This window comes from Paraburkholderia sediminicola, assembly GCF_046026895.1.
Lineage (GTDB): Bacteria > Pseudomonadota > Gammaproteobacteria > Burkholderiales > Burkholderiaceae > Paraburkholderia > Paraburkholderia sediminicola_C.
In genome coordinates this window covers 14,085-39,663 of the sequence record NZ_JAQQEU010000068.1, presented here as the reverse complement: position 1 = coordinate 39,663, position 25,579 = coordinate 14,085, and the positions used below count along the sequence as shown (strand labels likewise).

The window sequence follows — 25,579 nt, the reverse complement described above, 5'->3', positions numbered from 1 at the left end:
ATTAAAGTACGCGCGTCACTGCGAAGAGAAACTTACGCGTGCGGTGACTATTTCACTGCGCTACGCGGACAATCTTGTCGCTTCGCTGCCGCCGCTGCGCGATGCCAACGCCCACGCATGGGGGTCCGATGCAGCGATTCGTGCCTTCTTTGCGACGCGCGACGATCTGGCTCAAGCCTTTAGCCGGTCCGAAACCTTGCGTGCTTATTTCGAGAAACAGGCGGATTCGACTGAAGCATATGCCGTCCTCGGGATGGCGATGACCGAGCGGCACATATTGGGCGTCGCAATGGAAGGGAACTCTGTTCGTCATGACGTGCCGCAAACTACGCTGTGCTTCAGCGACCATCGCATCAGAATCTGCAGCGATTCCGATGCGTCGTTGCGTGCAGAGATTGCACGCCGGATGATCGATCAACTGGCGTTGGAAGGCCTTGCAAGTCTCGCTGCCAGGCAACGCGATCTGGTGAGGCAATCGCGAGCATTGATCAAGGAGCGTGTCGCGCTGTTGGAACGGCAGGACACGGGTCTGCGGGCGGTCGTCGGCGCGCCTTTAACTACCGAAACAGCCGAGCTGGATCGACTTCAAGCGCAGATCGACAAGAATACGCAAACACTTGCCACCCTCAGAGTGCCCGGGACGCTAGCCGAGCTTGAGCTGGAGTGTGTATGCAATGTGTTCTCCACGCCGTCCGATCACCTCTACGTTCAGAGCAAAGGCGTGCGCCTCGACATGATGAATGTAGTCCAGCCCGAAGGAGGTGAGTTGGGCCAGGAAATCGAGTTCCAGTTCGCACGCATTCCAGGCAATCCCGCCATAGTGCGAGCATTTGTGCTTGTGCGGTTCCCGCGTCGGGAACTGCTGCCGGGCGGGCTGAACATCGATGCGGCGATACGGGCAATCTGAGACCGTCATGAACAGCCGACACGCGCATTGATGTGTATTAGCCTAGACCGGACTCATGGGCTGATTCATCGCGACATCTGCTGAATAACTAACGCGCTCAACCGACGATTTGCATAGGGGCAAACACCGTCGACGTGGGTCTCGCGACCGACGCATGACTGGTTGCAGCATAGGGCTCGCAGTCGACATCCGGTTGATATAGGTCAATGCTCAGTCGGCTGGAGAGAAATTGGTCAGCGTGCTCCTGCGGGTCGGTGAATGTCAGTCAAGACGGGCGAGCTTCGGAGGGAGGCGATAGCGATGTGATTGACCTGGATCAAGAGGCGCGGGTAATTACTCGCGTCTATTATGGATTAGCACCGTGGGCAACGGAGAAAGACCCGAAGGGCGGCGATCGATCCCCGTTGCTTGTTCGGCGAGCCCGTTATCCGCATGGATGCGTTCTAAAGGGATGGGAGGAGGGTTCGATGCTGACCACGCCAACATCTGCGCGAGTGCAGTCCAGACAGTTGCTCGATGTACTGATTCGCGCCGGACTGGTTGCTGTGCTGGCTGTATTCTGTTTTCGGGTCTTCGTCCCGTTCCTGAATCTGATGGTATGGGCGCTGATTCTCGAGGGGCGTACAGAACTCGCTGGATCAGAATCGGGCGCAAGAAATTGTCGATTATGCTGACGCCGATTGACCACGCCAGTAGCAGGAGTGCCGCGAGATGCGCGTCGTGCGTGTATAGCCACGTCACGCAGCTGCGCAATCATGTCGGTACCGGCTCGTACATGATTCAATCCAGCCCGAACCTGCGAACGAACCACATCTTTGCAAGATGCGTCAGCACAGCATAGCTCGCAAGAATCAGAAGGACACCGATCCAGTAGGTCGGAGGCAACGGGGTAAATCCGAGGAATGTTCCCACCCAGGTGAACGGGATGGCGACTCCGGTCGCGGCGATGATGAGACTCGTCGCGATCAATGCGGCGCTCGCCCGACTGTCGAGGAATGGGACCTTCGCGGTACGGATAATGTGAATGATCAACGTCTGCGATAGCAGCGATTCAACAAACCAGCCCGTCTGGAACAGCGACGGTCTGTCCCATGCGTCGAAGAAATGAAGCATCATGAAGTAAGTTACGTAATCAAATATCGAGCTGATCGGCCCGATCACTAGCATGAACTTCACAATGTTGCCGATATCCCATCGCCGCGGCACCCTCAGATATTCTGCATCCACATTGTCAGTCGGGATGGTGGTTTGCGAAAAGTCGTATAGCAGATTGTTGGTGAGCACCTGAATCGGCGCCATAGGCAGAAATGGCAAGATGACGCTCGCGCCAAGCACGCTGAACATGTTTCCGAAATTCGAACTCGCCCCCATCTTGATGTACTTAGTAATGTTGCCGAACACCTTTCTCCCTTCGAGTACACCGTCGCCCAGCACCGCAAGGCTTTTTTCGAGCAGGATGATGTCGGCCGACTCCTTTGCGATGTCGACCGCGCTGTCGACGGACACACCGACATCCGCCGCCTTGAGCGCGGGACCGTCGTTGATGCCGTCGCCCAGAAAGCCGACAACATGTCCCTTTCGATGCAGTGCGTCGATGACCGACGCCTTTTGTGCCGGCGAGACCTTCGCAAAGACGGACGCAGTTTCGGCGAGATCCGCCAGTTGCTCTGGCGTCAACTGGTCGAGTTCTTTTCCGAGCACCACGCGATCCACGCCGAGACCGACCTCGTGACAGATCTTGCGGGTCACGATGTCGTTATCGCCGGTCAGGATCTTTACCTTGACGCCGCTTGCTTCCAGGGTCGCGATCGCCGCTGAGACTGTCTCCTTCGGTGGGTCGAGAAAGGCAATATAGCCAAGCAGCGTCAGATCGGCCTCATCGGCGGCTGAGTAGGTCGTCTGTTGCGCAGGCATTTCCTTATATGCGACCGCGACGACCCGGAATCCATCTGCATTGAGCGCAGCAGTGGTTTGCTTCGCGGCAGCGAAATGGCTGTCGTCGAGCGCGCCCGTATCGTTGTCAATCGCATAGCGGCTGCACACGGCAAACATCTCTTCGACTGCCCCTTTGCAGATCAGGACGTGAGTGTCATCTGCCCGTGCGAGTACGACGGACATGCGGCGACGTTCGAAATCGAAGGGCATCTCGTCGATCTTGACGTAATGCTCGTGTGCCTTGAGCTGCTCAACCAGTTCGACGTGCTTCAGCACGGCAACGTCGAGCAGGTTCTTGAGCCCGGACTGATGCGCGCTGTTCAGGTAAGCGTATTCGAGTACCTTGTCCGACTCGTTCCCTTGCAGATCCAGATGGCGCTTCAGAATGACGCGATCCTGGGTAAGCGTGCCCGTCTTGTCGGTGCACAGAACGTCCATCGCGCCGAAATTCTGGATCGCGTTCAGGCGCTTCACGATGACCTTCTTGCGCGACATCGCCATGGCGCCTTTGGCGAGATTCACCGTGACGATCATCGGCAGCATTTCAGGCGTGAGCCCCACCGCAACCGCAACTGCGAACAGGAGCGCCTCGAACCAGTTTCCCTTCGACAGACCGTTGATCACGAACACGAGTGGCACCATCACCACGATGAAACCTATCATTAGCCAGGTGAACCGCGTGATGCCTTTGTCGAAGCTCGTCTGCACGCGTTGCGCGGCGATCATGCCGGCGACGTCGCCGAAGGCCGTCCGCCTGCCTGTCATCACGATGACGCCACAGCCAATACCGCTGACGACGGCGCTGCCCATGAAGCAGATATTCTGGAGATCGAAGGGTGTTTCAGCTGCATCCGCCTGAGTTTGTGCCACCTTTTCGAGGGGCATGGCCTCGCCGGTCAGTGTCGACTGATTGATGAAGAGGTCCCTGGCGGAGAGCAGGCGTAGATCCGCCGGAATCATGTCGCCGGCCGACAGCAGGACAACATCGCCCGGCACGAGCTGATCGATCGGAACGTCCACGTGATCGGGTCCATTGCCCGTGTCAGGTCGGCGCACGGTTGCCGTTGTATGCACCATTCGGCGCAGCGCGTCGGCCGCCTTGTTCGAACGGTGTTCCTGAAGAAAGCCAAGCGAGACGCTAAGGAGCACCATCAGCGAAATCATGATCGCAGCGCGTGGATCGCCGAGCAGAGATGATGCTACTGCCAGCGACAACAGCAGAAGGTTCAGGGGATTGATCGACCGGCTGGCGAGTTCGCCGGCGATTGTGTGGCGCACTTCATGCGCGACCTGGTTGCGGCCCGTTGTGCGCAGCCGTTGCGCCGCTTCGTCGGCCGTGAGGCCCGCAGGCGCGCCATGCAGCACCTGTAGCGCGTCTCCAGGCGAAACCCGAGCGAACTCGGCGAGCAAGTCGCTACTTGCGCCCGAAGGCGCTGCGGCCATCTGCGATGAATGCCTGAACCACATAGGAGGTAGCCTCGGGCCGTATCAATCCGCAAGCGATGTAAGGGCAGTGCCTGGCGTGCCGACGGTTTGCGCAAGAATGGGCAACTCGTCTTCGTTCAGCTTCAACGCGTCACCTGGCAAACGGTGATTGATCCAACCGCCCACAACGCAGCCGAGCCCTTCGGACGCGCAATAAAGTGCTACGTTCTGCGCCATCGCTCCCGCTGCAACGGCAGACAAGATATCGCGCTGCTGGGCCGGCATTCGAGTAGACGCGACATGTCGACAACATACACCAGATCCAGAGGCGCATCGCCGACGAAGTCTTGATAGCCCGTCAGATTACGGGCGTCGATTGCGTGTTTAAGTACGAGCCGGTGCGTCGGCGCATCATAGCGATAGACGCCCTTCGGCAGCACCGCGTAAATGTCTATTTCATTGAACGCATGCGCAGAAGGCGCCGTGCGGCCTCCGGTGCCAGGACGATTGATGCCGCCGGCAGCCAACATCAGCGCGCCGAGCACGGCGGGTGCAAGCGGCGCGTCGGAGAACTCACGCGTGCTGGCGCGCAAGGCGAGCGCTTTCATCAGCGGCGCGCCTGAGGACCTATCAGGCTTGGGCAACTCGACGAAAGCAGGGACTTCTCCGCGCACAGGAGCCGGTGTACGGGCGGGCGCCGGTTCATAGGTTGACACTTGCGTGGCGGTCATGGTCGATTCCTCCTGGAATGGGATGATGTTTTCGCAGGCGCGTCAATGCATCGTTTTAAGTTAGCGCGACCAGATCCGTCCCGTTTGATTTCAGTCAACCGCGTCGTAATGCGTCCCGCGAGTAGCCGATAGCACGACGGCACAGACCGGTCCGTCGGTAGACCATGCTGCTCTGAGGCGGTGTTCGCAAGCCGCGTTACAAGCGGTTTGATCTTCGACGAGCCGCCGTTCTTTCACTACGGTGTCGCAGCCCTGATTTCCGCCGTCGCCTGCTTTGTGCTTGTGCCCAATTCGACGCACGACGGTGACCTGTAAGCGCAGACGGGTGCACGGCGCCGGTCACGCCAGATCGGTCTGGCGGCCGCCCTTCACAGCCGTCGACGACCCGGCCGGCTCGATCGGCTCCAGTCTCAGTGCGCCCCAGCCGAGCGGCGCGAATACATCGCCCCCGGCCAGTTCGACAAGTTCCACGAATCTTTCAAGCGACACGCCTGGTGCGATCCGAATGGGCGCGTTGCGGATGAAATCCTGCGTGCGCAGCCATGGCGCGTCCCCGCGATTGATTTCGTTGACGCTACGCTCGCGGCCGTCGTAGCCCGCGTCGGGCGGCAGCAGCGGCCCGTTGAACGCGACGGTCAGGATCTGGTGCGCCGCGTCGTCGTAGGGCGGGCCGGCATGTTTCTCATACGGCACGCGCTCCCATCCGTCGCCCCATTGCTGGTCGAGTGGCAAACGAGTGAAATAGGCCCACGGCGCGCGCACGAAACAAAGTCCGTAAGCGTGGCGGACACCATCAAGATCGGTTCTGAGTCCCATGACGGTTGCCTCGAAATGTTGATAATGTCGGCGCGCCTTACGCTTCATCGCCGGTAGCGAACAGGCCGTGTTCCGGCTCTATCTGCTCGTTGTCGATACATTGCACATGCCAGTGGCCGGTCATCAGTGTGCGGCCCCGGTCCGCGCACCACTGCGCACGCCCGGTCTCGCCTTCGAACGGCCCGCTGCATTCGTTCAGATCGAGCCCCTCAAGCACACATACGGGTGTCGTGTCATGGGGGCCGCACACCAGCGTATTGCCGCAATCCACATGCAGCGCGCCCCATTCGGGCAGTTCTAGCCCAAAGTGACCTTCGCGGGACCACTGCCGCATGTCCTTGTCGAGCCACAGGATTGCAAAGGCCATCGGATGGACACGATCGAACGTGTCGAGGTGGACAGTGAGGCGCATGAAAATTCTCCAAAACATCCGGTCCCGTTTGATCGAGCCAGACCGCGAAACGCGCGAGTTAAAGGCGAGTCATTGACTCAAGACCCATAGCACCAGCGTATGGGCATCCTCCGCCGACAGTGGACCGCCGCGATCGGCTGCTGGCGGCATCGCCATGTCGCCCCAATGCGCTTTGCCGCCGAGGCGCAGTTTGTGTTCGAGCATGAACTGCGCGTTCGGCACATTGCGGTAGCGCTCGGCGATCTGCTGGAACGACGGTGCAAGGAATGGCGCGTCGCGTGTGTGGCAAAACATGCAGTGTTGCTGATCGACGAGCGCCGTCGGCTCCAGCTCGGCGTGGGCGGCTCCGCTGGCCAGCACCAAAGCGGCGCAGACAGTCAGACTGTGACGGCATAAGGCATTCACGGCACGCGCTCCTGTGCGAGAGGGATGAGTTCAGTGTAGAGGCGGCAACCTCGCCGCCGTTGACCTCGGTCAACCACGGCGCAAAACCTGACTTTCACGTATCGTGCGCGGCTCCTATGCTGATGACAGGTGGTCGGCGCACAAGCCAAGCCGCCTCGAAGTGTGGTGCACGACGCGTAGGCGTGCAGACACGCCGCTCCGCCGTCAAATCCTGCGCCGCGAATCAGGTGGCGGTCATGAAGATTCATGTTCCCGAGGAACATCCGGAATATTGTGCGCGTGATCTCGTCGTCGCGTTTCCGGCCGAAGTTGATGGCGCGCGCGTGCAGTGCGCGATTACTGCGGAGGCGCTCGAAGATCATTTCGGCGCCGCTTCGTTACGCGAAGACGATCTTATTGCGGCATTCAACTCCAACCGGCATCCAATCGAACACGCAGTGAGGCGACTGCTTAACGAGATCGGTGCCAAACCGGTGCTCATGCACAGCGGTTACTTCCGCTTTTGCGAGTGACTCTTCGGTCTGCATCGCCACGCGAGCGCGACGCCTACGGCCTTGCGCCGAATCGCGGGCGGGTACGGCTCAAACGTTCACAAGGCCCTCGTGATCGAGGATCCGGATGTCCTTGCCACGTGTATCGACCAATCCGTCACGCTGGAATTTCGAGAGCATCCGGCTTACTGTTTCGAGTTTGATCCCCAGATAGCTGCCGATTTCCTCCCGCGTCATGCGCAGGTGAAACTCGGCCGGCGAATACCCACGCATTCTCAACCGGTCCGACAGATTCAGCAGGAACGTCGCCACGCGCTGCTCCGCGGACATCGTGCCGAGCAACATCATCTGTGACGACTCGCGCACGATCTCGCCGCCCATCATCCGGTGCAGGTGTTGCTGGACGACCTTGACCTCCCGGCACATGGCCTCGAGCAGATGGAACGGAATGATGCAGACCTTGCTGTCCTCGAGCGCCATGGCGTCGCAACTATGGCGGCCGGAGCACACGCCGTCCAGCCCCAGCGAATCTCCAGCGAGATGAAATCCGGTCACCTGCTCGCGGCCGTCACGGTGCATGACGACAGTCTTGAATGAGCCCGCGCGCACGGCATAGATGCTCTGGAACGAATCGTTCGCGCGGTAGATCGTTTCGCCCTGTTTGATGGTCCGCGACGGGTAAATGAACGATTCGATCCGTTGCAATTCGGCTGGTGTCAGGCCCTGCGGCATGCAGATGGAGCGCATGGAGCAGGCCGTGCAGCGCTGTCCGTCTTTCTGCGGCGCTCGCGCGGCTGCCGACAGCTGTCCCGGAGCGGGCGGTGCATGCGGAGGAATACGCGTGGGCGAGATGACGGAATAGGCTGCAACGTCAGACATGATGTGCTCCTCGTTGAATAAGGGCGCGCGTACGGTGTTCGCTGGCGATCCGCTGGATCGTTTGTAGCGCGAGATCAAATTCGCCGGTCTTGTCGAAAAAGTGATGGGCGCCGCCCGTCAGGCATGCGCGCCGAAACCAGGCGCCGGAATGGTTCGTCAGCACCATGACAATCAGATGCGGCATTCTCTGTGCGAGCAACGCTAGCAACTCCATGCCAGTGCCGTCGCTCAGTTGCCACTCCGTCACGACGAGATCGGCCATGCGAGTTTCGATGCCTGCGAGTGCTGCCAGGGGCTCTTCGGCTTCGCCGACGATCTCCACGCTGTCCAGTGCGCCGAACAGCGTGGCCATGCGGCACCGAACGGATACGGCAGCGTCGACGAGAAAAACACGCAGGGCGGGGCGCTCAGGGCTTGAGTTCATGGCTCAAAGTATTGGCCGCGCTGTCCCAAAATAAAATCAGCGCGGAATGAGCTTCGAGTAGGTAAGTGGGAAGGCGTGTAGGGCGTTGCCTACATCAGGGGGAGACGGATCAGGATGATCCCTGGTATATGAGGGGTGGGCTGCGCGGCAAGTCGGAGTCGATGCGCGGCGCCGGGTCTCCGCCCGCGTTTTGGCCTACAAGTAGAGGCGGCAGAGGCGTTCAGATGTCGTCCTCGTCGTCGCCGACCAGTTTGTGACGCATCGCATAGCGCACCAGCGCAGCCTCGTGCGGCATCTGCATCTTCTCCAGAATGCGCGTCTTGTAAGTACTGACGGTTTTACTGCTTACGCATAGTTCGGCCGCGATTTCGGTGATCGTCTGGCCGGCGGCGATCCGCCTCAGCACATCGAACTCCCGGTCGGACAGTCGCTGATGCGGGAGCAGATCGGCCGGTTCGTTCAGACTCTGGGCAAACCGCTCGGCCATCGCCAGGCTGACGTAGACGCCGCCGGTAGCCACTTTGGTCACGGCTGTCACGAGTTCCGCGCTCGCGCTTTCCTTGGTCAGATAACCGGACGCGCCGGCCTTGAATGCACGCACCGCGTACTGCTGCTCGGCGTGCATGGTCAGCACGAGAATGCGCAGCGACGGCTTTTCTTCCTTGATCTGTTTGATCAGCTCGACGCCATTGCGGCCCGGCATCGACAGATCGAGCACCAGCACATCGGCGGCGCGTTCGCGGATCAGTGCGACCGCGCTGGTGCTGTCGCAGGCTTCGCCGACCACTTCGAAGCCGCTTGCGCCTTGCAGGATATGCCGAAGACCGTCACGTACGAGCGCATGGTCATCGGCGATCAATACGCGGGTCATGTTTGCACCTCCTGCAATTGCACGGCCTGTGACGGAACGGTGACGGTCAACACGAAGCCTTTGCCGTGCGCGGTATGAATGTCGACGGCTCCGCCAAGCATATGCGCGCGTTCGCGAACGCCGAGCAGGCCGAATGATTTGGCAGTTGGATCGGCGGCGCGATGCGCGCCCTGGCCGTTGTCGGCGATGCGCAGCACGAAGTTCTGACTCTCGGCGCGCAGGCTCAGCGTGACCGTCGTGGCATCGGCATGGCGCGCGACGTTCGTCAACGCCTCCTGCACGATCCGGAACAGCGCGGTGCCGCCCGCCGGGCTGAAACGCGCGTCACCTGTTTCGATGTCGCGCTCCACGTCGATGCCGTAGCGGTTGATGAAGTCGTTCGAAAGCCATTCGATCGCGGGGATCAGGCCGAGGTCGTCGAGCATGACCGGCCGCAGATCGGCGGCAATGCGGCGGACCGACGCCACCGTGGCATCGATCAACCGGCGCATGCTCTGCAGCTGTTCACGCCCCAGCGCGCTCGCCGATGTGTCCAGCGCCTGTTCGAGCGACGAAACGTCCATTTTCAGCGCGGTAAGTTGCTGACCGAGATCATCGTGCAGTTCGCGCGCGATGCGCGCTTTCTCCTCTTCGCGAATCTTCTGCAAATTGGCCGAGAGCTCGCGCAGTTCATCGCGCGCCTGCTGCTGCGCGCGCTCCGCTTTGACGCGCTCCGTGATGTCGCGCAGCATCACCGTGTAAAGCCGGGTGTTGCCGTCGCGGATCTGCGAGATCGAGGCCTCCAGCGGGAATTCCTCGCCGTTCGCACGCAAACCCGATAGCACGCGCTGCTTGCCCATCTGCCGGTCCGACACGCCGGTCACCCCGAACTGTTCAACGTGCTGCGCGTGTGCCGTGCGAAACCGCTCGGGGATGAACCGATCGAGCGGCGCGCCGACCGCGTCCATGGCGGGGCAGCCGAACACCTGTTCCGCCATTGGATTGAAGATGATTATGCGCTGATGTTCGTCGATGGTGACGATCGCCTCCATCGAGGACCGGATGATCGCCATCATGCGGGCTTCGCTCACGCCGGGCCGGCCACTGTCCGCGTTTGCCCCGGCACCCACAAGTCGAGCATCGCGGCGCGCGCGCACCAGCACGTAGGAACTCGTCGCCAGAAGAAGGGCGGCGGCGAAGCAAAGAAACTGCGTTGAATCGAGCCAGCGTTGCGTTGCCAGCATGGCGGCAAACGTCACACAAAAGGTCGCCGCTGCGGCAAATGCGGGATGTGTCACGCAAGCGGCGAACCGACCACGTGCGTTGGGATCGGGCGGGGGCAACGTCTTATCGCGAACGGCCATGTGCGCCTCTTTGGAAACGGCGGACAAGGACACGTTGCGCTGCCCGATGAGTCGCCACGGCAGCGCGTAGTGCGAGCATCCCGGTACGGTATGTTGCCATGCTTTCCGTGGCGGCGGACCGCCGGAGTTAGTCGCGAACAGACGCTGTTCGCGCTCATTCTGCGCGAAACGCAGACTGCATGCCAGCGTCGCACGAGTGGTGCGACTGTCCGGTATGTGCGTTTACCCGCAATCCCGACGTCGGAGCGCCGGTTCTGTATCGCCCGGCCATTCAGTGTGACATCAGAACGGGCAGCGTCATCGACTGCAGCATGGTGCGTGTGACGCCGCCGAGCAGCCGTTCGTGCGCCCGCGTGTGGCCGTAGGCGCCCATCACCAGCAGATCGATATGGCGGTCGGCCAGCATGTTGAGCAGCATGACGCCGGTATCGACGCCAGACAGCTTGGGCGTTGCCGTGAAGCTCGCTTCGATACCGTGGCGCGCCAGCCAGGCGGCGACATTGAAACCGGCTGGTTCGCCGTCGTGCGGATGACGCTGCACTGTCATGACCGTGACGAAACTTGCGCGGCGGATCAGCGGCAGCGCGTCGGTCGCAGCCCGCGCGCTTTCGCGGCCGCCATCCCAGGCGATCATCACGTTCTCGATCTGAGGCCGCACCGGTCCAGCGTGGGGCAGCACGATCGTCGGACGCCCCGAACCCATCACGACGTCGTCGACGAACTGGCGCGCGACATATGCGTTCGGGTCCTTCAGGTCCTCCTGGCCAAGGATCACCAGATCGGCATGGCGTGCGTGCAGGGTCGCGGTTTCGGCCGGGGGGCCGGCCGGTGCTCGCCATTCCACGCTGCACCCGGCGCGCCGGGCCACGGCGATGAACCGCGCATGCGCGCTCTTCAGGTTGACGTCGCGATGCGCTTTGAGGTCGGCGCTCCAGATCGCCTCTCCCTGAAGGAAGAGCGGCCCTGTCAGCTCTTCACAAACCACATAAAGTCCGATCAGGTGCGCGTCGTGGCGCGCCGCAATCTGCAACGCGTAGTCGAGCCGCGCATCGCTATGCGTGCTGTCGTCGAGATGCACCAGCAGGGTTTTGCAGTTCATGACGGATCCTTGACGAGTGCTCCAGCAGCCTGTGTAAGGTTTGCGGAAGGCGATGCGCAATGCCCGGAGATCAGCAGCACCGGACAGGTGGCGATGCGCAGAATATGTTCTGCGACGCTGCCGAGCATCAGCCGCCGCACGCCGCGCCGGCCGTGTGTGCCCATCACCACGAGGTCGGCGTTGAACTCCTGCGCGGCCCGCTGGATGCGGTGTGCGATGTCTTCGCCCGTCATCAGCTCGGTTTCGACCATGCGCGTCGGCCGCTTCACGCCGGTGCCGGCCATCAGCGCGGCGGCGTCGGCCAGCACGTGCTCCTCCTCGCTGAGCGCGTCGCGCACGTATGACGGGTCGTAGGCGGGCACGTCGTAGGACATCAACGGCACGTCGACGACGTAGAGCGGCTGCAGCCGCGCGCCCGAATCGTGCGCCAGTTCGATTGCGGCAGTCAGGGCGCGCGCCGAGGTTGCGCTGCCGTCGACGGCAACCAGAATCCGTTTGTACATGGCGAACACTCCGGAACAGGAAGAGAAGGTGCCGACTCAGTGCGACATCAGCACCGGCACGGTCATCGAGCGCAGAATCGTGCGCGTGGCGCCGCCCATCACCAGTTCGCGCCAGCGGGCATGGCCGTAGGCGCCCATCACCAGCAGATCGGCGCCGCTGTCGGCCAATTGGGAGAGCAGCACCTCGCCGACCGATCCTCCCGGTCCGGTTTCAATGTTCTCGACCTTTACAGCTACGCCATGGCGTGCAATCACGGTGGCGATATCCGCGCCGGGAATGCGGGCGCGCTCGCCTTCGTGCGCGGCGTTGACGCTGAGGATCGTGGTGCTTTGCGCGCTCCGCATGAATGGCAGCGCGTCGTGCACGGCGCGCGTGGCTTCGCGGCTGCCGTCCCACGCGACCAGCACCCGGTCACCGGTTGACCGTTCATTGCTTGCATTGGGCACCAGCAGGACCGGGCGGCCGCTCGACAGAATGAGGTTCTCGGGAAAGAAGTCGCCGACATACGATTCCGGATCCTTCGGGTCGTCCTGGCCGGCCACGATGAGATCCGCGCAGCGGCCCGCGCGGGGTATGGCGAGACTGGCGGGCTCGTCCAGGGCGACCCATTCGCCCGCCACGCCGGCGCGCCGCAGTTCGGCGTGAAAGAGCCGTTCCAGCGCCGCGCGCCGCTCAGCGCGAATCTCTTCATGCGTGGCGTAGTACTGCGCGGTTCCCGCCATCACATACAGCGAGCGGGGATCCGGGCTGAAGACGGCAAACGCGCCGGTCAGATGCGCGTCGAACTGTTTGGCGAGGCGCAGCGCAATTTCGAGCCGCGGGTGCGCACGCTGGCTGTTGTCGAGATGAACAACGATGGTTTTGTAACTCATGGCAGTCGCTCCGGGAAAGGAAGTTGACGCGCGAACAGGTGAGCTTGAGTCTAGATACGATGGCGGCGGCCGCGTTGATGCAGATCAACGGCGGTACCGGCGCGGCGCGTGAAAGTGGTGTTTGACCCAGATCATGCCCCAAGGCGCTGTGCCGCCTATGCTCTCCGACATGCGACGCGGCCGGGCTGGCGGCCGCGTATTTCCCTCTGGAGGAGCGAGTCATGTCTGATCCCCGTGTTCTGGTCGTTTTCTTTTCCCGCACCGGCACCACGCGTATGCTGGCGTCCACGCTCGCCAGGATGCTGTCCGCGGATAGCGAAGAAATCTGCGATTTGACCGAGCGTCGCGGTGTTTTGGGGTATCTGCGTTGTCTCGTCGACTCGTGGCGCAAGCGGCCAGCCGAGATCGTCCCGGCAGGGCTGGATACCGCGCAATACGACCTCGTTGTGGTGGGGACTCCGGTATGGGCCGGCTCGGTGTCCGCGCCGGTCCGTGCGTATCTGCGCGAGAACCGCACCAGATTCAGACATGTGGCGTTCTTTTGCAGCTTCGGGGGGCTCGGCAGTCAAGTCGCCTTCGACGAAATGCGCGGGCTGGCCGACCGAGCGCCGGTCGCACAGTGCAAGGTGCGCGCCACTGAAGTGCAACGCGGCGTGGTGGCCGCGTCGCTGGTGCTGTTCGTGAGCGAACTGAAACGCCATCTCGCCCACTATGAAGCGCTGGAATGGACCTGCTGAGCCCGAGCGCCGTTCAGGCCGGCAGCAGCATCGGGCGCCCATTATCACGGTAGCGATCGAGCCGGGCACGACGAGCAACCGGCTTGCGGTGAACGCGCCCATCACAGAGCGCTTCGACACGAGCAGCAGAATCACCACCATCAACGGCACAGCCACAACGCCGTTGACCACGGCGCTCCAGAATAGCGCTTTCATCGGATTGATCGACGAGAACCGGATCGCCAGCGCGGCCAGCACGCTCACCGCGATGATGCCGTAGAAACCGCGCGCATCGCGCAGCTTGCGCTCGAGCCCCTCCTGCCAGCCCATCGCTTCAGCCAACGCATAGGCGCCCGATCCCGCCAGCACCGGCACCCCGATGAATCACACGCCGAGTGTGCCGAGCGCGAACAGCAGATACGCGAAGTTGCCGGCAAGCGGGCGCAGCGCGCTGGCCGCCTGTGCGGCGGTGGTGATGTCGGTCACCCCTGCGACGTGCAGCGTCACTGCAGTGACGAGCATGATGAAGTAGGCGGTGAGATCGGAATAAAGCATGCCGCTCCACGTATCCCGGCGGATGCGCCGCAGTTCCGTGTGCGCTGCGCGCGGATCGCTCACAAGCGGCGCGCCGTCTGCGCCGTCTGGATGGGCAGGCATGTCTTCGACCTCTTCGGAGGCCTGCCAGAAGAACAGATACGGGCTGATCGTCGTGCCGAACACCGCGACGATGACCGCCGCCGCGTTCGCATCCACGGTGAAGCGCGGCCAGAACGTGCGCTGCGCCACATCGCGCCACGGCACATGGACGACAAACAGCACGGCCGCGTAGGCAAGCAGGGACATGGTCAGCCACTTCAGAAAAAACACGTAGCGATGCTACGGAACGAAGATCTGTAATAGCAACATGGCGAACACGAGGCCAACGGTCAGCAGGTGCCCCTACCGGTTGTGCAAAGCGCGGTCGCGCAACGCCGAGACCGCGCCATAGACCACGCGCGGATCGTGCTGACCTTTGTACACCGCTGGCGCGGACCGGTTCAAACCCAGCAACGTATATACGGCCGTCTGCGCGGAGCGCACCGAATATTCGACGGTGAACACCACGTCGTTCGGCAACTCGCAAAACTGTCCGACGAACGCGAGATTCGCCCAACCGTCGGGCACCACCTGAGGCCGGTCGCCGTGCCTGCGCCGCAGAAACTGACTGGTGATGAATGGCATCAGGCACGGAATGCAGATTGCGTCGTCGAGAATGCGCGCCGCTTCGGTTTGAATGTGCAGATGGCCGAGCAACTCCGTCATGATTTCGCGGCCCGTGCATTCGGCCATCGGCTTGCCGACGAAATTGCCGGGGCGATCGACAAAGAGCCCATAACCCCAGAACACCTCGACGTCCTTCGGCTGACCGATGAAATGCGGCTGATGCGGCAGCACGATCGAGGCGAGCCAGTTCGATTGCGGGAACGTAATCAGGCCGCCTTCGCGAGGGACGTTGCCAGTCAGATCGCGGACCAGGCGGAACAGCGTCGGATTGTGCAGCGTCGCGGTAAAGGAGAGCCACCTGGACTCGTCGACGTGATCGGCGAAAACGGATGGATGGCCGAATTCGGCTCGGCCTGCCGCGATGGTTTTCCAGAGCGCCCACGCGCCGCTGCGCTCGTCATGATCGAGCACGGCAGGCCGGTTCGTGCCGCCGAGGCTCGAACCGGCCGTCATCGAACCAAGCGTGACGATGACCTTGTCCTGCTCGTCGACCGGAACCTCGACGCGACGGTTCTCATGTTCGCAGGCGATACCGACCACCCGGTTCAGCTCGCCGCTCTCGTCATACCGTAGATCGACGACGCGCGTGTTGGCGCGAAATTGCACGCCGTGTTCGTCGAGCCACTTGCGCAACGGCCGCACCATCGAGTCGTACTGGTTGTAGACCGTGCGCATGATGCCGTGCAGCTGGTTGAAGCCCGGCGTCATATGCGCGAAGCGCAGCAGGTAGCGGCGGAACTCGACGGCGCTGTGCCACGGCTGGAATGCGAAGGTCGTGCACCACATGATCCAGAAGTTGGTTGCGAAAAAGTCCGGCTCGAAGTGGTCGGAAATCCGGCTGTCGCCAAGCAGGGCTTCCGGTTCGATCGAAAGGCGGCCTAGCGTGAGCAGATGCTTCTCGTCGAGCTCATAAGGCGGCGCGTCGTCGCGCCGGCCATTACGCACGAGCCGCGCTTTCGAAGCGGTGCGGATCGTGCTGTTCCAGTCGAAAATTTCTTTCGTGACGCTGCTACGGCCGTCCAGTGTCGGAATCGAGTCGAACAGATCGTACGTGCACAGATATTTGCTTTCGAGCATGCGGCCGCCGCGCACGACGTAGCCTTTCTGTGACGAGCCGGCACCGTCGAGACTGCCTCCCGGTCTGTCGAGCGCCTCGAAGATCGTGATGTTGCAGCCGGGCACATCGGCGTCGCGGATCAGGAACGCGGCGGCCGCCAGTGTCGCAATGCCGCCGCCGACGAGATTGAAATGCCCGGCTGTGGCCGCGCCGTCCCGGATGATATTCCCGGCGGGGTGCGTGGCAAGGTGTTCTGGATTGTTCATGTGTGGTCCCCGGAAGATGATCGCCGTGCAGATGCGAATGTCTAGACCATACCGGCGCGACGGGGACGCGTATTGAGTTGGATCAACGGAGCTTGAGCCGGCACAGGCCGGTCCTGTCGGATGCGGTGTCCCGGGCACGCGCTCTGATTCATCCAACGGGCCGCGCCGGTTGCGCGGCACTGCGACGCCGTTGATGCAGGTCAATCGGAAGACGCGAATAGCGCCGATGATCTATTCATCGCCTCGCTGCCGTAACCGGCTATCGCTACCGCAACGGTCGAGGGGCAGGACGACATGCGCGGAGGCAGTATGGGAATCGATATGCAGATCGTGTACTTCGGATTTGCGGGGTCCGCGCAGATCGAATCTGAGGCGGCGGCGCAACTGGTGCGCCTCGAGCGGTTCGGCAAAGCCATTTCCGGATGCCATCTTGCGATCGAGGCCATTCACGAGCGGGCGTTCAACGACGTACCGCGCGAGCGGCGCCCAGCACCAGAAACAACTCCGAACCACCGCATGTTCGACGCACGTCTCGATCTGGTCCTGCGCACGGGCAGGCTCGTGCCGCTCGCTCACCAGCAGAGTGCCGACGCCGATGACGCGGTGCGCGCCGCGTTTGATGCGGCCGAGCGGCTGCTCGAATGTGGCCTCGCGCGCGTCTGATTCCAGCGGATGTTTCCAACGTTCTTTGGAGGCAGTCATGTACGCAAACATCGTAGTGGCCCTGGACGGCAGCGAATCTTCGAAGCGCGCGCTTTCCGAAGCGATCCAGCTTGCGAAGCTCTCGCACGGCAGGGTGACGGCCGTTTACGTGCTGGATCAGTCGGGGGCGTTCACCTACGCGGGCGCTTGCGATCCTCATTTACTGACGGACGCTGCGCGTCAGGTCGGCGTGACGCTGTTGCACGGCGCGCTCGCCCAGATGCGCGAACTCAATGTCCCGGGGGGTACCGAGATCGTGGAGACGCAAGGCATCGTCGAAGACGTCGCCAGCGCGTTGCTGCGCTGCGTGCAACGCCGTGGCGCAGATCTGGTCGTGATGGGCACGCACGGACGGCGCGGCTTGCGGCGCATGGTGATCGGCAGCGTGGCCGAGCGGTTTGTCCGCTATGCGACGCGCCCCGTGCTACTCATCCGTGAGCCGGCCGACACGGAGCATCACGCATCGGCCTGATGCACATCCCGCGCCGCCCTAAATGATCAATGGAGGTCATCCAGGAAAGCACTCGTGTATCACGGTCCCGGCAAGAAGTCGCTCGATGAGCGGCCCATGCCGCAACTCGCCTCAGCCACGGACGTCATCGTCAAAGTGACGCGCACGACGATCTGCGGTACCGATCTGCACATTCTGAAGGGCGACGTCCCGACGTGCCAACCCGGCCGCATTCTCGGCCACGAAGGCGTGGGCACCGTGCATCAGGTAGGCGCCGCTGTCAGTTCGTTGAAGGAAGGCGACCACGTGCTGATTTCGTGCATCTCCTCATGCGGCAAGTGCGAGTATTGCCGGCGCGGTATGTATTCGCATTGCACGACCGGCCGGCTGGATTCTCGGTAACCGGATCGACGGGACGCAGGCCGAATATGTGCGGATTCCGCACGCGGAGACGAGTCTTTATCCGATTCCCACCGGCGCCGACGTCACGCCGCAGCCGCGCGTGCCGTCGAGCTCGCGGCGCATGGACATGTGCAGGCGCTGATGAAAGGCCGCCTGCATACCGACGAACTCATGGCGGCCGTGCTTCAGCCGGAAACCGGGTTGCGAACCGGCAAGCGCATATCGCATTGCTTTCTGATGCAGATTCCTTCCTATCCGCGTCCGTTCATCAGCACCGACGCCGCGGTCAACGGTTTCGCAGATCTGGAACAGAAGTGCGGCATCGTGCAGAACGCAATCGATGTTGCGCACGCACCAGGTCTCGCGCTTCCCCGCGTCGCAATCCTTGGTGCGGTTGAAACCGTCAATTCGCAAATGCGCTCCACGCTCGATGCCGCTGCCCTGTCCAAGATGGCTGATCGAGGTCAGCTGACCGGCGCGTTGGTGGACGGGCCGCTCGCCTTGAACGACGCGATCTCGATCAGAGCGGCGCGGTTGAAGGGAATCGACTCTTCCGTTGCAGGGCGCGCCGACATTCTGATGGTGCCCGATCTCGAGGCCGGCAGCATGCTCGTCAAGCAACTGGAGTTTCTCGGCGGGGCGGCCAGTGCGGGCATCGTTCCAGGAACCAGCGTACCCATTGCGCTCACGAGCCGCGCGGAGAGTGTGCCTGCCCGGCTGGCGTCATGCGCACTCGCCGCGCTGCTGGCCGACCGGCGCGGCAAACAGGCGGGCAGCACCCGCTGCCCGCAACAGGCCTGATCACGCTTCGCGCAGATCTTCCTGAATCGTCAAGCTCACCTCAAGTTGATCGGTTACTGCACCTGTCGGCAAAACCACGTGCCCGTGAGTCTCGTTAATGATTTCCGCCGCCGACAGATAAAAGGCCAGCAGCGCGGTCAGCATGCCAAGATACCCGCCTGCATGATGCAGCCATTCAAGGCCGGTCCATTCGCTCGCGGCGAGCACGAAGAACGTGATCCACAGCGAGAGAAACACCAGTTGCAACACGCGTGCGGCTCGCCACGTCGCCACCCACATGTAAAGCGTGAACACGCCCCACAGAAACAGATACCAACCGATAAAGGCGGCCGGCACCGTGCCGTGCAGAAACAGCACGAACAGCGCGAGGGACCACCAGAACGCGCCATAGCTCAGAAAAGCCGTCGCGCCGAACGTGTTGCCGCGCGGAATCTCCATCAGTCCGGCGAGCGCCTGGGCGGTGCCGCCGTAAGCGAAAGCGACGGCGAGCACCATCCCCATCGCATTGCCGCTGAACCAGCCGGCGTTGATCATGCTGAGCAACCACGTTGTCAGCGCGAAGCCGGCGAGGCCGAGTGAAGCGGGATTGGGAGCCTTGATATTCATGATGACAGCCTCCGTTCCGTACAGGAACGCTGAGATTAGGGGTGCGCGCGTGCCCATGCCGTGCACGCGCGAGGTTGGACCGCGTGGTGTCAGATGGTGTGGGCGAACTGTGAAATCACCGCGGGGTTTTCAACCGTGGACGTGTCCTGCACGATGACTTCGCCTTTGGCCACCGAGCGCAGCAGACGGCGCACCACCTTGCCGGAGCGCGTTTTCGGCATCGCATTGCCGAAGCGGATATCTTTTGGCTTGGCGATCGGACCGATCTCCTTGCTTACCCACGCGCGCAGTTCCTCGGCCACGCGCTTCGCATCGGCTCCGTACGGCCGCGCTGCTTTGAGCACCACGAACGCGACGATCGCCTCGCCAGCGGTTTCGTCCGGACGCCCGACCACCGCGGCTTCGGCTACCAACGGGTGCGCGGCGAGCGCCGACTCGATTTCCATTGTCCCGAGCCGGTGCCCGGAGACGTTCAGCACATCGTCGATACGGCCGGTGATGGTGAAGTAGCCGGTGTCGCGGTCACGGATGGCGCCGTCGCCCGCGAGGTACAGCTTGCCGCCAAGCTCTTCGGGAAAATAGCCTTGCCGGAAGCGCTCCGGGTTGCCCCAGATGGTTCGGATCATCGAGGGCCACGGCTTGCGGATGACGAGCACGCCGCCATTCCCGTTTGGCACTTCCTGGCCGGTTTCGTCGACAATCGCCGCGTCGATGCCGGGCATCGGTAACGTGCATGAACCCGGCACAAGGGGGGTTACGCCGGGCAGCGGAGAAATCATGTGACCGCCCGTTTCCGTCTGCCAGAATGTATCGAGCACAGGACAACGTCCACCGCCGACGTGCTGGGCATACCACGTCCAGGCGCTCGGGTTGATCGGCTCGCCGACCGTGCCAAGCAGACGCAGACTGCTCAGGTCGAAGCTGGCTGGGTGCACCGAATGATCGGCTGCGGAGGACTTGATGAGAGAGCGGACGGCCGTCGGCGCCGTATAGAAGATGCTGACCTTGTGGCGCTGGATCATGTTCCAGAAGCGCCCCGCATTCGGATAGGTGGGCACGCCTTCGAAGATCACCTGCGTCGCGCCGACCGCGGTCGGTCCATAGCAGATGTAGGTGTGGCCGGTGATCCAGCCGATGTCCGCCGTGCACCAGAACACGTCGGCCGGCTTGATATCGAACGTCCATTTCATTGTCACCGCAGCCCACAGCAGATAGCCACCGGTGCTGTGCTGAACGCCTTTCGGCGTGCCTGTAGAGCCGGACGTGTAGAGCACGAACAACGGATGCTCCGCGCCGACCCACTCGGGCTCGCAGGTGTCTGGCTGGGCCGCCTCCAGCTCGTGCAGCCACGCGTCACGGCCGGCGATCCATGGAATCCGGCCGCCCGTGCGCCGGTAAATCGCCACTGTTTTGATGCCGTCCGTGCCGCCCATCGCGAGCGCGTCGTCGACGATCGTTTTGAGCGGCAGCGTCTTGCCGCCGCGAACCTGCTCGTCGGCGGTGATGACGGCGCATGCCCCGACATCCACGATGCGTTCATGCAACGACTTCGCGGAGAAGCCGCCGAAGACCACCGAGTGCGGCGCGCCGATGCGCGCGCACGCGAGCATCGCTACCGTGCCTTCCACCGACATCGGCATGTAGATCACTACACGGTCGCCCTTTTTCACGCCGCGCGCCCGCAACGCATTGGCGAGCCGGCATACGCGGTGATACAGCGCCTGGTAGGTGACATGCGTGACGTTGCCATCGTCCGACTCGAACACGATCGCGGTTTTCTCCGCCAGTCCGTTGATCAGATTGCGATCGAGGCAGTTGTACGACGCGTTCAGTTCACCGTCCTCGAACCACCGATAGAACGGAGCGTCCGTTTCGTTCAGCACTTTCGTGAACGGGCGGCGCCACGTCAGATGTTCGCGGGCAAGACGTGCCCAGAATGCTTCGTGATCCTGGCTTGCCTCCGTGACGAGGGCACGATAGGCGTCCATGCCGTCGATGCTCGCATGCTGGGCAAGCGGGATTTGCAGCGCAGTGGTGCTACGGGCAATGGTTTCGATGGTAGACATAGTCTCCTCACATGAATCATGAAGGGGGCAAAGCGTGCAGGGCGTAAAAACGCTTTACCGATGAGGGAAGGCTCTTGTTGGCCGTGAGGTGCCTGCGCCAGCGTTCTAGCGTGGGCGGGTTGGCGGCAGACCAGCGTGGGTGCAGGGCAACTATGACCGAGCGACGGTCCTGCACTGTTGATGCATGTCAACTGAAAGGCGGAGCGCGGCACGCGTTTGCGGCAGGGTTTTCGCGGGCGACACGAAAAGCGGGAAGCCTTGATGAAAATGAATCGCAACGGCACCGCGAGGACGATCATGACTTCTTCTTTCATCGTCTAGCTATCGCCCCGACGACCAGCATGAAAGGCATCCTCCGGCTTGCGTTCAAGCTTCTCATCAGCGACAGCGCCAAGTTCACCGCGCTGCTGGTGGGCATTTCGTTCGCCGTATTTCTGTTGATCGAAATGACGTCGCTGTTCGCGGGCATCCTCAACAAATCGTCATCGACCGTCATCAATGTCGGCGCAAAAGTATGGGTGATGGATCCGGCGGTGCAGACCATCGCGAGCAGCATCGGCATGCCAGCCTACGTGCTCGATGCAGTGCGCAGTGTCGATGGCGTGAAATACGCCGTGCCGCTCTATTCGGGTGCGGCGCTGGTCAAACTGCGGGACGGCACGTATCAGGCGGTCACGGTGATCGGTCTCGATGACGCGAGCCTGTTCGGCTGGCCGCTCATGAAGCAGGGCAAGATCGAAGACATCTATGCCGAGAACGGCTTCATCGCGATCGACGACGCCGAGTTCGTGAAGCTGAAAAATCCGACGCTCGGCACTGACTTCGAGCTCAATGACCATCGGGGCTTGGTGGTCCGCATCGCGACAGTGGCGAGCAGCGGCCTGTTCGGCACGCCCACGCTTTACACCACCTATCAGCGCGCGGTCACCTGCATTCCCTCAAGCCGTTACACCACCTCGTACATTCTCGTCGAACCCAAGTCGGATGCTGACATCGCCCACATCAAGCAGGCGGTGCGAGCAATGGGCTACGTGGCATTCACGAAAAACGAGTTCATGGCCCGGATATCGCGCTTTTACAAGTACGAAACCGGGCTCGGGACCAACATCATGTTGATGACCGTGATCAGTTTCGTCGTCGGTCTGTCCATTTCAGGACAAACCTTTTACACGTTCATTCTTGAGAACCTCGAGAAGTTCGGCGCACTGAAGGCAATCGGTGCGAAGCGGCACGAGCCCGTCGCGATGATCCTGTTTCAAGGCCACGTTCACCGCGCTCACCGGTTACGGGCTTGGCTTCGGCCGATGCGTGGCATTGATCAGCCTCGCGCGGCTGCGCATTCCGGATTACGCCGCCCTCATCACCTACCGCAACCTGACGCTGGCGTTCGGCATGGTGATCGTGATTGCGGCGACGTCCAGCTACCTGGGTTTCCGCCGCGTGCTGCGGATCGAGCCCTTCGATATCTTCCGGGGCTCAACCTCATCGAACAGAACCTGGGTACGCGCCGGGCCTCAGGACACGACCTCGGCAAGCGGGCGGCGCGGCGAATGGGGAACCGGCTTGCCGCGGCCCATGCGTACCAGGATTTGCGGCACGCCGTCCATTGCCAGTGTCGTGCGTAGCCGCTCACGCAGAGCGCCCAGTTCGATCGGCTGATTCAGATAGGATGCCGTGATCCCGGCGCTCGCGGCGACAAGCAACAGCCGTTCGAGTGCCTGACCGGCTGCCAGCCACGCGGGAGCATCGTCCGTCGACGTCGCGACGCAGATGAGCAGCGGCGACCCTGCAGCCAGCGCATGATGCGCCGCGGCGAGGCCGCCGCCGAGGTCGAAGGTCCGGATGACCGAGGTGAACAACGGCGCGGCCAGATCGAGCAGCACGCTCATGCCGGCGGACAGTATGGGCATGCCGTCTTCCCGGCGTCGCGGATGGATCCAGCTGGCCAGTTCGCGACGAAAGCGCGGGTCCTCGAACTGGATCCGGTCGGCTTCGGCGACCAGCTCCGCGAGCCGCTCGCGCATTGACACGCTCGAGACACACACAGCGTCTGCGCCTTCCGCCTCGGCGGCATCCAGCAGTTGTTGCAGGACAACTGAAGGCAGCGGCTCGTCCGCGAAAATCTCCCGGGTGGTGACGCGGTGGACAATCGCCCGGAAAAGCGGCGCAAGACCGGTGTCGCAGTGACCGCCGTGGACAATACGCAGATGCGCCAGCACGTCGGGATCGGCACGGGACGGGAAGAGGGTGATTGCGTAGGCAAGCCCGAAGTAGCTCAGCGCCACACGCAGATTGAACAGCGCCGCACCGCAACTCATGATCAGCTCGCGATCAAATGGATCGACTACCGGCAACGCCCGCAACCGGTCGGCGCCTAGGCACACGCTGTCGCTATCCACGATGAAGTGCCAGGGCTGCGTGTTGTGGTTCGACGGCGCCAGCACGGCATAGCGCAATGCGAATCGCAGCTTCTCTTCAACGCTCGCGGTAAGGTCTAACTGATGTTCGTCGACGGCCCACGCGGCCGTCTTCAGCAATGCGCTCATGTCATGGTCTCCTGCACGAATCCACATTGCCACTGTGTCAGGCTGCGCCGCGCGTGGATTGATCTGGATCAGTTCGAATCAATGGAGAAGAGCGCTGTTTATCAGGCAGGCCGGTCGCTCTCAATTTGGGGCGTCGGTAGGCTGTGATCCGTCGGCGAATTCGCGATGGCGGCGCACGGATCGACGCCTGCATAATCCACGGCCCCGGGCAATTCGACGGTTTGAGCGTAGAGCGGCACTTCACAGTGCCAGCGATAAGTCTCCTCGATGTGATGGCGCATCGCATCCGCGGCGGCCGGCTCGCCGTGCGTGGCGAAGGTGCGCTGCGGCGGATCGGCGTGCCCGCTGCCAGATAGCCGACGAGTGCGATCGTGTTGCGATGATCGGGAGCGAAGGCTTTCAGGTGGTGCACGACCCGGCCGCCAGTCGCCATGCCGCTCCCCGCGATGATGGCCATCGGTCCATGTCGGCCCAGGATTGCCTTGGATTCGTCGACGGTGCGAACCATCTGTGCGGCGTGGCTGATCGCATTGGCTTCGGTCGGGCTCAGCCGGTGTTCGCCGACTTGATGCTGGTAAAGCTGAGTGACGCTAGTCGCCATTGGGCTGTCGAGAAAAACGGGCACATTGGCCATCCGGCCGGTGGCTTTCAATTGTGCGATGTCGTGAAGGATCGATTGCGCGCGTCCTTTCCGGCGCGGCGGTCGTCGTGATTCCGTGTTTCGCTGGCGTCGAGTGCCTCGCGCAACTGGCCAGCAGTGAACATCGTCTGGGCGGAGAAAGTGGCGTCGGACATGATGATCTCCTGTTTGCGGGACTGATGTGGCTCGGCTGTACTTCTAGCCGCGCGGTATTTCGATTGCTGTTTCCGCTGAGTTCATTAAAGGCCATCGAACGAGCCAGGATAAATCAGGTGACGCTGAGACTGCCCTAGGTACGCCTGCGTCATTGTCAGATTTCCCTACACGATGGCGCTTCAGGGATGTCAGGGAAAGTTCGCTGTGATCGCCTGCCTCTCTCACGATAGTTGGTGATCCAGATCAAATCCCCGGCGGCATCCTGCCCGTACTTTTAAAAGCAGGCGAATGGTTTGCAACTGTACGTCGCGTCGTTGAACACGAAACCGGCAGGCTGATATGGAAAACTTGCGGATGGCAGCGGTTGCGCTGCTGACGATCATCGTGGTTGGCTGCAGTACGGAAGCGCGGGTCGCAGCGCAGCGCAACACCGAAATCGCGCTTGAAAAAGCGCATGAGCTGGCATACGTGGACTGTTCCGCTCGCGAAGATTGTGACCAGTTATGGAAACGCACCAGGCTGTACGTGGCGCAGCGCTCCGTGACGCCGATCCGGCATGCGGACGACACAACGATCGAAACCGCCGAGCCGCACGAGTTCGGCGCCGTTTACGTGTGGGCGATGCGGACCAGCAACGCGAACGGCGTGTCGACCATCCGGATCAGGGGAATGTGCCGGGGTATGTACCGCACGGACGGCAATCCCGGCTGGTTGTATGGAACCTGTGCCGAACAGATTCGCTCGGTCGAAGCGGATTTCCGCCCGTTCATCGGTGCGCCATCATGATGACGGA

23 protein-coding genes and 7 pseudogenes are annotated in these 25,579 nt (G+C 62.2%); 11 read left to right on the top strand and 19 right to left on the bottom strand.

The window, feature by feature from the left end; translation table 11 throughout:
* Positions 1-907, top strand: a 907-nt coding sequence (locus tag PQR02_RS31620; RefSeq protein ID WP_408240981.1) for a hypothetical protein, incomplete at its 5' end; no start/stop codon positions are given.
* Between the two features lie 467 nt (positions 908-1,374).
* A pseudogene (locus PQR02_RS31615) lies at positions 1,375-1,521 on the top strand (AI-2E family transporter); the annotation flags it as partial.
* 166 nt (positions 1,522-1,687) lie between these two features.
* On the opposite strand, the gene mgtA reads toward PQR02_RS31615, so the two are convergent.
* Both mgtA and PQR02_RS31605 read right to left on the bottom strand, forming a co-directional pair.
* The gene (mgtA, locus tag PQR02_RS31610; protein ID WP_408240978.1) at positions 1,688-4,285 is read right to left on the bottom strand and encodes a magnesium-translocating P-type ATPase; all 2,598 of its coding nucleotides are present in this window, start codon (positions 4,283-4,285) and stop codon (positions 1,688-1,690) included.
* Between the two features lie 45 nt (positions 4,286-4,330).
* Positions 4,331-4,998 (bottom strand): annotated as a pseudogene (locus tag PQR02_RS31605) (SagB/ThcOx family dehydrogenase).
* A 180-nt stretch (positions 4,999-5,178) separates the two neighbouring features.
* Between PQR02_RS31605 and PQR02_RS41105 the strand changes: the two are divergent.
* Complete coding sequence (locus PQR02_RS41105) at positions 5,179-5,313, top strand: DUF2964 family protein (protein ID WP_494478100.1); 135 nt, start codon at positions 5,179-5,181, stop codon at positions 5,311-5,313.
* Between the two features lie 24 nt (positions 5,314-5,337).
* On the opposite strand, the gene PQR02_RS31600 is transcribed toward PQR02_RS41105, so the two are convergent.
* The 3 genes from PQR02_RS31600 to PQR02_RS31590 form a co-directional block, all read right to left on the bottom strand.
* Entirely contained in the window at positions 5,338-5,814 is a 477-nt protein-coding gene (locus PQR02_RS31600) for a hypothetical protein (protein ID WP_408240995.1), read from the bottom strand.
* Positions 5,815-5,851: 37 nt separating this feature from the next.
* On the bottom strand, positions 5,852-6,226 hold the full coding sequence (locus PQR02_RS31595) for a DUF3564 domain-containing protein (RefSeq protein WP_408240975.1): 375 nt from the start codon (positions 6,224-6,226) through the stop codon (positions 5,852-5,854).
* 69 nt (positions 6,227-6,295) lie between these two features.
* Entirely contained in the window at positions 6,296-6,631 is a 336-nt protein-coding gene (locus PQR02_RS31590) for a c-type cytochrome (protein WP_408240972.1), read from the bottom strand.
* A 227-nt stretch (positions 6,632-6,858) separates the two neighbouring features.
* Between PQR02_RS31590 and PQR02_RS31585 the strand changes: the two genes are divergently transcribed.
* Positions 6,859-7,143 carry a DUF1488 family protein gene (locus PQR02_RS31585; RefSeq protein WP_408240992.1) on the top strand — a complete coding sequence of 95 codons (285 nt, stop codon included), beginning with the start codon at positions 6,859-6,861 and terminating at the stop codon, positions 7,141-7,143.
* A gap of 69 nt (positions 7,144-7,212) precedes the next feature.
* On the opposite strand, the gene PQR02_RS31580 is transcribed toward PQR02_RS31585, so the two are convergent.
* The 7 genes from PQR02_RS31580 to PQR02_RS31550 all read right to left on the bottom strand — a co-directional run bounded on the left by PQR02_RS31580 (position 7,213) and on the right by PQR02_RS31550 (position 13,114).
* Positions 7,213-8,001: a helix-turn-helix domain-containing protein gene (locus tag PQR02_RS31580; protein WP_408240989.1), complete on the bottom strand. Its 789-nt coding sequence runs from the start codon at positions 7,999-8,001 to the stop codon at positions 7,213-7,215.
* Positions 7,994-8,353: a response regulator gene (locus PQR02_RS31575; protein WP_408240969.1), complete on the bottom strand. Its 360-nt coding sequence runs from the start codon at positions 8,351-8,353 to the stop codon at positions 7,994-7,996. Before PQR02_RS31575 ends, PQR02_RS31580 begins: the two co-directional genes overlap by 8 nt.
* A 292-nt stretch (positions 8,354-8,645) precedes the next feature.
* The gene (locus tag PQR02_RS31570; RefSeq protein ID WP_408240966.1) at positions 8,646-9,296 is read right to left on the bottom strand and encodes a response regulator; all 651 of its coding nucleotides are present in this window, start codon (positions 9,294-9,296) and stop codon (positions 8,646-8,648) included.
* Positions 9,293-10,639 carry a PAS domain-containing sensor histidine kinase gene (locus PQR02_RS31565; protein WP_408240963.1) on the bottom strand — a complete coding sequence of 449 codons (1,347 nt, stop codon included), beginning with the start codon at positions 10,637-10,639 and terminating at the stop codon, positions 9,293-9,295. Before PQR02_RS31565 ends, PQR02_RS31570 begins: the two co-directional genes overlap by 4 nt.
* A gap of 271 nt (positions 10,640-10,910) precedes the next feature.
* Positions 10,911-11,738 (bottom strand): universal stress protein, encoded by an 828-nt coding sequence (locus PQR02_RS31560; protein WP_408240986.1) that lies wholly within the window; start codon positions 11,736-11,738, stop codon positions 10,911-10,913.
* Complete coding sequence (locus PQR02_RS31555) at positions 11,735-12,241, bottom strand: universal stress protein (protein WP_408240960.1); 507 nt, start codon at positions 12,239-12,241, stop codon at positions 11,735-11,737. Before PQR02_RS31555 ends, PQR02_RS31560 begins: the two co-directional genes overlap by 4 nt.
* 36 nt (positions 12,242-12,277) lie before the next feature.
* Entirely contained in the window at positions 12,278-13,114 is an 837-nt protein-coding gene (locus tag PQR02_RS31550) for a universal stress protein (protein ID WP_408240957.1), read from the bottom strand.
* Positions 13,115-13,335: 221 nt separating this feature from the next.
* On the opposite strand from PQR02_RS31550, the gene PQR02_RS31545 reads away from it, so the two are divergent.
* On the top strand, positions 13,336-13,851 hold the full coding sequence (locus PQR02_RS31545; protein WP_408240954.1) for a flavodoxin family protein: 516 nt from the start codon (positions 13,336-13,338) through the stop codon (positions 13,849-13,851).
* A 33-nt stretch (positions 13,852-13,884) separates the two neighbouring features.
* Here the strand turns inward: PQR02_RS31545 and PQR02_RS31540 are convergent.
* Together PQR02_RS31540 and PQR02_RS31535 are read right to left on the bottom strand one after the other, a co-directional pair.
* Positions 13,885-14,766, bottom strand: a pseudogene (locus PQR02_RS31540) (NRAMP family divalent metal transporter); the annotation flags it as partial.
* Between the two features lie 3 nt (positions 14,767-14,769).
* A complete protein-coding gene (locus PQR02_RS31535; protein ID WP_408240951.1) occupies positions 14,770-16,416 on the bottom strand; it encodes an oleate hydratase in 1,647 nt (548 codons plus the stop codon).
* A 309-nt stretch (positions 16,417-16,725) separates the two neighbouring features.
* Here PQR02_RS31535 and PQR02_RS31530 point away from each other — a divergent pair, with 309 nt between their 5' ends.
* The 4 genes and pseudogenes from PQR02_RS31530 to PQR02_RS31515 all read left to right on the top strand — a co-directional run.
* On the top strand, positions 16,726-17,079 hold the full coding sequence (locus PQR02_RS31530) for a hypothetical protein (RefSeq protein ID WP_408240948.1): 354 nt from the start codon (positions 16,726-16,728) through the stop codon (positions 17,077-17,079).
* Between the two features lie 37 nt (positions 17,080-17,116).
* A complete protein-coding gene (locus PQR02_RS31525; RefSeq protein ID WP_408240945.1) occupies positions 17,117-17,590 on the top strand; it encodes a universal stress protein in 474 nt (157 codons plus the stop codon).
* Positions 17,591-17,686: 96 nt separating this feature from the next.
* Positions 17,687-18,053: pseudogene (locus PQR02_RS31520) on the top strand (alcohol dehydrogenase catalytic domain-containing protein); the annotation flags it as partial.
* A gap of 2 nt (positions 18,054-18,055) precedes the next feature.
* Positions 18,056-18,772: pseudogene (locus PQR02_RS31515) on the top strand (bifunctional enoyl-CoA hydratase/phosphate acetyltransferase); the annotation flags it as partial.
* Here PQR02_RS31515 and PQR02_RS31510 read toward each other — a convergent pair.
* Positions 18,773-19,378 (bottom strand): acetate uptake transporter, encoded by a 606-nt coding sequence (locus PQR02_RS31510; protein ID WP_408240942.1) that lies wholly within the window; start codon positions 19,376-19,378, stop codon positions 18,773-18,775.
* Between the two features lie 89 nt (positions 19,379-19,467).
* Positions 19,468-21,444, bottom strand: coding sequence for an acetate--CoA ligase (gene acs / locus PQR02_RS31505; protein WP_408240939.1), 1,977 nt, complete (start codon positions 21,442-21,444; stop codon positions 19,468-19,470).
* A 341-nt stretch (positions 21,445-21,785) separates the two neighbouring features.
* Between acs and PQR02_RS31500 the strand changes: the two are divergent.
* Positions 21,786-22,920: pseudogene (locus PQR02_RS31500) on the top strand (ABC transporter permease); the annotation flags it as partial.
* Between the two features lie 38 nt (positions 22,921-22,958).
* Here PQR02_RS31500 and PQR02_RS31495 read toward each other — a convergent pair.
* From PQR02_RS31495 to PQR02_RS31485, 3 genes and pseudogenes are all read right to left on the bottom strand, one after another.
* Complete coding sequence (locus PQR02_RS31495; protein ID WP_408240936.1) at positions 22,959-23,990, bottom strand: Acg family FMN-binding oxidoreductase; 1,032 nt, start codon at positions 23,988-23,990, stop codon at positions 22,959-22,961.
* 101 nt (positions 23,991-24,091) lie between these two features.
* A pseudogene (locus PQR02_RS31490) lies at positions 24,092-24,678 on the bottom strand (MBL fold metallo-hydrolase); the annotation flags it as partial.
* The gene (locus PQR02_RS31485; RefSeq protein ID WP_408240933.1) at positions 24,639-24,785 is read right to left on the bottom strand and encodes a hypothetical protein; all 147 of its coding nucleotides are present in this window, start codon (positions 24,783-24,785) and stop codon (positions 24,639-24,641) included. The gene PQR02_RS31485 and the pseudogene PQR02_RS31490, both read right to left, overlap by 40 nt.
* Positions 24,786-25,140: 355 nt before the next feature.
* On the opposite strand from PQR02_RS31485, the gene PQR02_RS31480 reads away from it, so the two are divergent.
* On the top strand, positions 25,141-25,572 hold the full coding sequence (locus tag PQR02_RS31480) for a hypothetical protein (RefSeq protein WP_408240998.1): 432 nt from the start codon (positions 25,141-25,143) through the stop codon (positions 25,570-25,572).
* Positions 25,573-25,579: the final 7 nt, after the last annotated feature.

Excerpts from the sequence above, each read along its gene's own strand:
- mgtA (WP_408240978.1), bottom strand. The coding sequence starts at position 4,285 with ATGGCCGCAGCGCCTTCGGGCGCAAGTAGCGACTTGCTCGCCGAGTTC.
- PQR02_RS31600 (WP_408240995.1), bottom strand. The coding sequence starts at position 5,814 with ATGGGACTCAGAACCGATCTTGATGGTGTCCGCCACGCTTACGGACTT.
- PQR02_RS31595 (WP_408240975.1), bottom strand. The coding sequence starts at position 6,226 with ATGCGCCTCACTGTCCACCTCGACACGTTCGATCGTGTCCATCCGATG.
- PQR02_RS31580 (WP_408240989.1), bottom strand. The coding sequence starts at position 8,001 with ATGTCTGACGTTGCAGCCTATTCCGTCATCTCGCCCACGCGTATTCCT.
- PQR02_RS31575 (WP_408240969.1), bottom strand. The coding sequence starts at position 8,353 with ATGGCCACGCTGTTCGGCGCACTGGACAGCGTGGAGATCGTCGGCGAA.
- PQR02_RS31570 (WP_408240966.1), bottom strand. The coding sequence starts at position 9,296 with ATGACCCGCGTATTGATCGCCGATGACCATGCGCTCGTACGTGACGGT.
- PQR02_RS31565 (WP_408240963.1), bottom strand. The coding sequence starts at position 10,639 with ATGGCCGTTCGCGATAAGACGTTGCCCCCGCCCGATCCCAACGCACGT.
- PQR02_RS31560 (WP_408240986.1), bottom strand. The coding sequence starts at position 11,738 with ATGAACTGCAAAACCCTGCTGGTGCATCTCGACGACAGCACGCATAGC.
- PQR02_RS31555 (WP_408240960.1), bottom strand. The coding sequence starts at position 12,241 with ATGTACAAACGGATTCTGGTTGCCGTCGACGGCAGCGCAACCTCGGCG.
- PQR02_RS31550 (WP_408240957.1), bottom strand. The coding sequence starts at position 13,114 with ATGAGTTACAAAACCATCGTTGTTCATCTCGACAACAGCCAGCGTGCG.
- PQR02_RS31545 (WP_408240954.1), top strand. The coding sequence starts at position 13,336 with ATGTCTGATCCCCGTGTTCTGGTCGTTTTCTTTTCCCGCACCGGCACC.
- PQR02_RS31535 (WP_408240951.1), bottom strand. The coding sequence starts at position 16,416 with ATGAACAATCCAGAACACCTTGCCACGCACCCCGCCGGGAATATCATC.
- PQR02_RS31530 (WP_408240948.1), top strand. The coding sequence starts at position 16,726 with ATGGGAATCGATATGCAGATCGTGTACTTCGGATTTGCGGGGTCCGCG.
- PQR02_RS31525 (WP_408240945.1), top strand. The coding sequence starts at position 17,117 with ATGTACGCAAACATCGTAGTGGCCCTGGACGGCAGCGAATCTTCGAAG.
- PQR02_RS31510 (WP_408240942.1), bottom strand. The coding sequence starts at position 19,378 with ATGAATATCAAGGCTCCCAATCCCGCTTCACTCGGCCTCGCCGGCTTC.
- acs (WP_408240939.1), bottom strand. The coding sequence starts at position 21,444 with ATGTCTACCATCGAAACCATTGCCCGTAGCACCACTGCGCTGCAAATC.
- PQR02_RS31495 (WP_408240936.1), bottom strand. The coding sequence starts at position 23,990 with ATGAGCGCATTGCTGAAGACGGCCGCGTGGGCCGTCGACGAACATCAG.
- PQR02_RS31485 (WP_408240933.1), bottom strand. The coding sequence starts at position 24,785 with ATGTCCGACGCCACTTTCTCCGCCCAGACGATGTTCACTGCTGGCCAG.
- PQR02_RS31480 (WP_408240998.1), top strand. The coding sequence starts at position 25,141 with ATGGCAGCGGTTGCGCTGCTGACGATCATCGTGGTTGGCTGCAGTACG.